Here is a 6,913-nt window from a genome sequence, read left to right as displayed (position 1 = left end):
TACGGGACAGCAGGCTGGAGAAAGTGGCAGGGCGCATCGTGTGGGGCATCGTCCACAGTTTCCATCGAGTGAGCGATCAGGCAGCGGGACAAGCCGACGGGGCAGCAAGGCAGATGCGGGACCTTCTCCGGCAGGCTGATGGCAGCGAAATCCATGCCGTAGAGCTGGAGCGCGCGCACGAGGAACTGGCGTTTCTCGACGAGGCCGCGGACGCACTGGCCTGCATGCGGGACCATGCCGCGGCGGTTTATCACAGTGAGACCGGCAAGCCCTGGTCCGCGCCGAGGGCGACGCTGGTGTCCTCCAAGCGGACCGCGAGCGTCATCAATGGGACGGATTATCTGGCCGGGCGGCGCCAGCGCCGGATCGGGCAGCATCATCCTGAAGGGCCGCTGGTCGTCTTTTCGGGCGGCAGCCAGTGGGCGGACCCCGAGCCGATCTGGAAGGAGCTCTCGAGGGCGAAGGCGACCCGGCCGCAGATGGTGCTGCTCACTACCGCGCAGAATAGCGGCGGCGACGCGATTGCCGAGGCATGGGCGGCAAAGACCAAGACGCCAGTGGTGAAACTGGGCATAGACAAGGCACGCTGGGGGAACCGCGCCGGGTTCGTGCGCAACGACCAGATTGCGCGGCTGCGGCCCGTCGAGGCGATCGTCGCTGAAGGGAGCGGGGTTCAGGCTCAACTGGTAAGGGTGATGCGTTCCATCGGTGTCGCGCCGGTGCTACTTTCGCTCTATGGCGGCCCTGCGCACTGGGCTTCCTGAAGTCACGAAGGATGCGGGAGCAGTCGGGTTCATGCCCGATAGCTCCCGCTCTTTTTTGTCTGTCGCTCTATGTCGTTGCCCTCAAGGACAGGCGCTGCGCGCCCGTCCCGTCGGGCAACGATGCCGCGCTCTTGAGGAACGCGGGCCTCCTGCGCGCGGCTTCGCCGTGCTCGTCGCAGGGACGCCCTACGGGCGCTTTTCCAGTTGAGATTTTGCGGTCGGTGTAATGCCCTTCAGGGCGGTGATAGAGGCTGGTCCACCCACCCGGATCGCGTGCTGGACGAGGTCGCGAAAGTCTTTTTCGCTGAGCTTCTCCACCTCCATGTCGTTTAGGATGGAGGCATATTTGCCGCGCAGAGCGCGGCGGGCGTCGAGGATCTCTTGCGCAATTTTCGACTGCCGCGCTTCGAGGTCGGCAAGCCGGTCACGGTCATTCAACTTGGGCATTGATCATCCTTTCACGTCGGATGGTCTGCCCGCCAACTCCATTATTGAGGATCATGCCCATGAAAGCAACTCGTTGCGACAATCGGGGAATTGGCCGGCGTGCCGCCGGAAAGAGAAATCCCCTCCGGGGTGCCCCGCGCCTTCCGGCACGAGGCAGCGCAGCGGGGCAAGCCCGCTGCGGAAGGGGTACTCACGCCCAGGGCGTTTTGTAATGCACCGTACGCACGGGTGCTGCGGGTGCGAATCGCGAGGTTTTCTGCGGGTTTCAGCTAGGTGCCAGCCGGTGCCGATGTCGCTTTCTTCATTGGGAGTTGGCACCAAATGGTCACCATATGAAGGCAATTCAGGGCTAAGTGCCTGATAAGCTTTGGCACCATGATGGTGCCATACTTCCTCATCGTAAGGCGTTGAGATCGCCTAGAAATCGGCGTATAACGTCCGGGCTTCACCCCATCTGGACAGGCAACGAACAGGAGTTCGGCGCTTGCCCAGGATCAATATCAGATTGAAGGACGCTCTCCACGAGCGTCTCGTCGCTGGCGCTCGATCGGCGCGGCTCAGCCTCCCCGAATATGTCCGCGACATCCTTGATCGCTTCGAAGGGATCAATGCTGGCGGTTATCATGGTCGCTTCGATGAAGTGCAGGCGACCCTCATTCAGGTCTTCGCTATATTGGCCGCCTCGGTCGGAACGCGGCGCCCCGACATTCTCAAAAAGGGCATGGACGATGCCCGCGCTCTGCTCCTCGAACGGGGCCTTCTTGCGCCCGAGGATGGTGCGCTATGAGCATCTTTCGCAACGACACTTTGGGCTCCTGGACCCGAGGTGGTCAGGCCATCGTCCACAATGTCAGGATGACCACCCAGGTCTTCTTCCAGACCTCAATCGCGGGCCTGGTGATCTGGGTCGGCGGCATCATCTGGTATGTGCTGGAAAAATCCAGCGACTATCAGCGCTTCGTCGCGATGAAGATCGCCGAAGCTACACTCAAGAGCGACGTGCCGGGTGGGGCGCCGATCCTGTTCAGGACCCCGGCCGGTCGCCAATATTGGACGAACTCGGACGCGCTGCTGGCGTCTCCTATCGCGAAGAAGACCATGCAGGCAATGGAGCAGCATCTGATCTATGCCGCAGCGCTATCAGGTGCCTTCGCAGCGCTTATGCTTCTGTGGGCTTGGTTTTATTTCACCCGCACGGGGAAAGGGCTCGGCTCCAATCAGTTCATCCGCGGCGCCCGGTTCGGGACAGCCCGACAGCTCCGCCGCCTGCTGTGGCGATCGAAGCGGGGAAGCTTCGCTATCGGCGGTGTGCCGGTCCCTGAAGAGTTTGAGCCTGAGCATATCTTGATCTGCGGGGCACCGGGGACCGGCAAGACCAACATCATCGTCAAGATGCTGGCGGGGATGCGTGGGAAGGGCCGCCGGGCGATCGTCTTTGATACTGCCGGCACCTTCGTCGAAAAATTCTACCGGCCCCGACACGACATATTGCTCAACCCGCTCGATGCCCGAGCCGACAGCTGGTCTCCCTGGGTCGATGTGCCGCGCGACTATCATTATGATCAGATCGCGGAGTCCACGATCCCCGATAAGGGCGGCGATCCCTTCTGGGCGAAGGCGGCAAGGGGCACCTTGGTCGCCGTCTTCCGCAAGCTTGCCAAGAACAAGCAGATGCTCATTTCGGTCTTGCTAAATACGCTACTGCGCAGCCCTTTGAAGACGCTGGCTGCCTTTGCGGAAGGGACGGACGCCGCCGCTTTCATCTCGATGGAGGGGGACCGGACGTCCGCTGGCATTCGTGCCGAGCTGGCATCGGTGATGCGCAGCTTCTCCTATCTGGACGACACACTCGATGGTTTCTCCGTGCGCGACTGGGTGGCGAATGAAGAGGATGACAGCAGGCTTTTCATCACGGTGAAAGCCGACCAGCTTCCGTCGCTTCGGCCTCTCATAACGGTCTGGCTCGACATCGCGATCAGCGCGATCATGAGCCTTCCGCCGGACCAGAAACGCCGCCTCTATTGCGTCATCGATGAGCTGCCGACGCTACAGCGTCTGCCCTCGCTCAGTGACTTCCTGGCGCGCGCCCGCAAATATGGTGGATGCGGCATATTGGGGTTCCAGTCCTACCCGCAGCTGGAGGCAACCTATGGTATCCAGGATGCGGCCGCGATTACCGGCTACTGTTCCACCTGGGTGGCGCTACGGGCGAACGATACCCCCACAGCCAAACATGTGTCCGAGAATTTGGGTCAGGTCGAGCAGGTCGAGGCCAACGAGGGCATGTCCTATGGGGTCAACGACATGCGGGATGGCGTCAACCTCTCCCGCATGCAGGTTACCCGCCCACTGGTTATGCATACCGAGGTCACGAATCTTCCCAACCTGTCGGGCTTTCTCCGGTTCGGAAGAAATCTGCCCGTCGTCCATTTCCGGGATCGATACAATGGGCTGCCAACGATTGAGCCCGCGTTCGTCGAGCGAACGGAACCTGCCAAGAGGTTCGAGGGGGGCAACGCTCCACCCCACCCCGAAAAGGTGCCGCAGAAAAAGCGCCGCCGCGCCGGGAAGGAAGCGCCACCCGAGCCGCAGCTCCCCTTGGACGGCAGCTCACCCGAAGGAACGACCGAGGGTAAGCCGCCTGCGCACAAGGGCAACGAAGTTCCGAAGCAGGAAGGGGACTCGCCGAACGCCGAACCGCTCAGGCTCCTTGGTCCGAGGAGTGGCTTCAACCTCCACAAGCATAGCCGCTCCAACGGTGAGCGTGACGATGCGAGGCCGGCATGATGCATCCGCGTCGCCTCAAGGGCTCGCCCGGCAACATCGCCCGCTATTACACCGTAGGGGACTATTATACGAAGGGAGATGCGGAGACGTCTTCCTGGGGTGGGGCGCTCGCCGATGAACGTGGCTTGCACGGAGAGGTGGATTCCGCACAGCTCAATGCGCTGCTCAGCGGCGCTGTCGGCGACCAGCAGTTAGGGCGTCGGCGGGCAGACGGAATTGATCACCATCCTGGGTGGGACTTTGCAATCAGCGCCCCCAAATCCGTATCGATCATGGCGCTCGCCCTTCGCGATGAGAGGATAGTCGCGGCGCATGAGAAGGCCGTCGACGCAGCGCTTTCCTATCTCGAAGAACATGCCCAGCTGCGCCGCCGGGAAGAAGGGAAGATCGTCCATGAGACGACGGGGCGGCTCCTGTGGGCACGCTTTACCGAGCACGTCAGCCGCGAACTCGACCCCCATCTCCATACCCATATTGTGATCCTCAACATGACGAACCGCGATCCGGGCAACCCGATGGCCAGTCTCGAAACGCGGGCGATGTATGCCGAGCAGATGGCCAGCGGCCAGATCTACCGCAACGCGCTTGCCCACAATCTGAGGGAATATGGATTTGAGATCGACTTCGATCCGCGCCGGGGATTGTTCGAGATCAGGGGCGTCCCAAAGGCATTGATCAAAGAGATGTCGCAGCGTGCCGAGCAGATCAACGCCCATGCCGCTGAGCATGGCCTTTCCGGGCAGGCGGCGCGTAGGCAGAGCTTCTATCAGACGCGTGGCCCAAAAGTGAAAGTCGGGCTGAACGAGCTGCATGATCGCTGGGATGCGCGGCTCATCCCCTATGAGCCCAAACTTGCAGCTTTCCTCGCTGAGGCCCTGGAGGCGGGCGAACGCCGCGTCCCGGTGGAGCCCGCCGACGCAGCGCGGGCGGCCCTGTTTGGGATCAGGCAATCGGAAGGACGCGAGGCGGTCAATCCTCTTGGTCGCGTCATTGCGGTCGGCCTTGCCTCCCATGTGGGAGAGGTCCGATACGAAGACCTGAGACCGCTCCTGATCGACCATGAAAGCCGCCGCAAATTGCTGGCAACACGGGGGCAGACTGGTGATGCAATCCTCACGCGAGGGCGAACCAGCCGCAGGACGGTGAGGTTGGAACAGGCGCTGACCCAGCATCTGGCGCTTTCCCTGGGAGACGGCAGACAGGTAGCCAGCGCGGACCGCCTGCTGCCCGTTTTGGAACGCGCTGGCCTATCCTCCGCGCAGGAGCAGGCCCTCGCGCTCATGGCATTGTCAAGAGACCGGGTAACTGCCGTGCATGGTGTGGCTGGGGCTGGGAAATCGATGCTGGTTCGCTCCCTCAAGGAAGCGGCGCATCCGGGGATGGTGCTGACGGCGCTTGCGCCGACATCATCTGCCGCCGCTGAACTGGGTGATCGCGCCGAGATTGGATCCCGGACCGTAGCCAGTCTGTTGGCGAGCGGCGGGTATGGGCTGAGCAGCAACGATGTACTGATCCTCGATGAGGCCGGACAGCTTGGAAACCGACAAGCGCTGCGAGTGCTGGAGATCAGTCGCATGACCGGCGCGAGGCTCATTCTCCTGGGTGACAATCGGCAGACCGGCGCGATCGAACAGGGGAAGGCATTCTGGCTCATGCAGAAGCTTGGGCTCGCGACCGCCGAACTGGTCGAATCGCGACGGCAGGAAACCAGGGCGATGAAGCTTGCCGTCACCCAGGCTCGCGCCGGTGATTATGCCGTTTCGTTGGACCATCTCGATAAGGTGGTCAGCGGCGGCGATGCGGAGGAACTGGCCAAGGGTCTGGTGAGAGAATGGACGCGCCTCAAGCCTGAAAGCCGAGCAACAACGAATATTCTCGTTCTGGAGAATGCAACGCGCCTCATCGTCAACAGTCAGATCCGCGAGACATTGCAGCGGGAAGGCGTCGTTGCAGCCGAGGACACCAGACTTGCGGTGCTTACCCCCGCCGGTCTCAGCGAGCAGGAGAAGCAGATGGCCCGCTTCTATTCCGGCGGTCAGGTTCTGAAGCTCAATCGCGACCAGGTCGGATCTGGCCTGGCGCATGATGGCGAGTATCGGGTCGTTTCCGTGGTGCGCGATGCGAAGGGCCGTCAGCTTGTGCGATTGGCGGATGAGCAGGGGCGCATCCACCATTGGGATCCCCGGACGAGCAAGGCGGCGCAGGTGAATGTATTCCTCTCCGAGCATCGCAACCTCGCCGCTGGTGACCGCATCCAATGGCGGCTCGCGACCAAAGAGCTTGATCTCAAAAACGCCGAACGCGGGACGGTGGAGAGGCTCGATGGCATGGCGGCGACGGTTCGTTGGGACCGTGGGGATCGGATCCAGCAGATCGATCTTGGACGCCACGCCACTTGGGATCACGGCTATGCGGAGACGGTGTATTCCGCTCAGTCAAAGACCTATGATCGCGTCTATGTGCTGGCCCCCGTGGCGTCTCCGCTCGTCAATGGACAGAACTTCTACACCGCCATCACGCGAGCCCGTTACGGCGTCAAACTCTGGACGGAAGACCCCCGGAAGCTCATCGCGAAACTCGAAGAGAGGTCGGGCGAGAAGACATCGGCGCTCGAAGGTTTGGGCCGGCTGGAGCGCGATCACAGCAGGCGCTCTGCCGCACGGAACGAGGCACGGCTGAAGGGCCTAAGGCTCGAACAGGTTGAGGAGCGGCGGAAGGCAGAGGGTAGGGCGCTCGCGCGCAAACTGGATGAGCGAGAGCCGGACCGCGGAATTGCCGTGCTCGAAGGGGCCGAAGTCCACGCCGCCGAGCCGCGCCGCGCGGCCTGGGACGCGGCGCGCGCGCAGGGGGTCGCCTCCATCGTCGCCGACATTCGCGAACTGGCGCCGCTGGGGCTCGACCTCGTGGTCGATTTC

General features: G+C 62.5%; 5 protein-coding genes. 4 read left to right on the top strand and 1 reads right to left on the bottom strand.

The annotated features are described in order from the left end of the window. Window positions 1-764: DUF2493 domain-containing protein (locus VMR39_RS09175; protein WP_325415668.1), on the top strand; the 764-nt coding region annotated here is incomplete at its 5' end. A gap of 186 nt (window positions 765-950) precedes the next feature. Here VMR39_RS09175 and VMR39_RS09170 read toward each other — a convergent pair. Further along, window positions 951-1,211 (bottom strand): hypothetical protein, encoded by a 261-nt coding sequence (locus tag VMR39_RS09170; protein ID WP_325415667.1) that lies wholly within the window; start codon window positions 1,209-1,211, stop codon window positions 951-953. A gap of 484 nt (window positions 1,212-1,695) precedes the next feature. Between VMR39_RS09170 and VMR39_RS09165 the strand changes: the two genes are divergently transcribed. The 3 genes from VMR39_RS09165 to mobF form a co-directional block, all read left to right on the top strand. Further along, a complete protein-coding gene (locus tag VMR39_RS09165) occupies window positions 1,696-1,998 on the top strand; it encodes a toxin-antitoxin system HicB family antitoxin (protein ID WP_325415666.1) in 303 nt (100 codons plus the stop codon). After that, entirely contained in the window at window positions 1,995-3,998 is a 2,004-nt protein-coding gene (locus tag VMR39_RS09160; protein ID WP_325415665.1) for a type IV secretion system DNA-binding domain-containing protein, read from the top strand. The genes VMR39_RS09165 and VMR39_RS09160 overlap by 4 nt, the downstream gene beginning before the upstream one ends. Continuing rightward, on the top strand, window positions 3,995-6,913 hold a 2,919-nt coding region (mobF, locus tag VMR39_RS09155), incomplete at its 3' end, for a MobF family relaxase (protein WP_325415664.1). The genes VMR39_RS09160 and mobF, both read left to right, overlap by 4 nt.

It is taken from the genome of Sphingobium sp. (assembly GCF_035511395.1).
GTDB lineage: Bacteria > Pseudomonadota > Alphaproteobacteria > Sphingomonadales > Sphingomonadaceae > Sphingobium.
The sequence above is the reverse complement of the archived record's forward strand: the minus strand, read 5'-3'. Positions and strand labels throughout refer to the sequence as shown.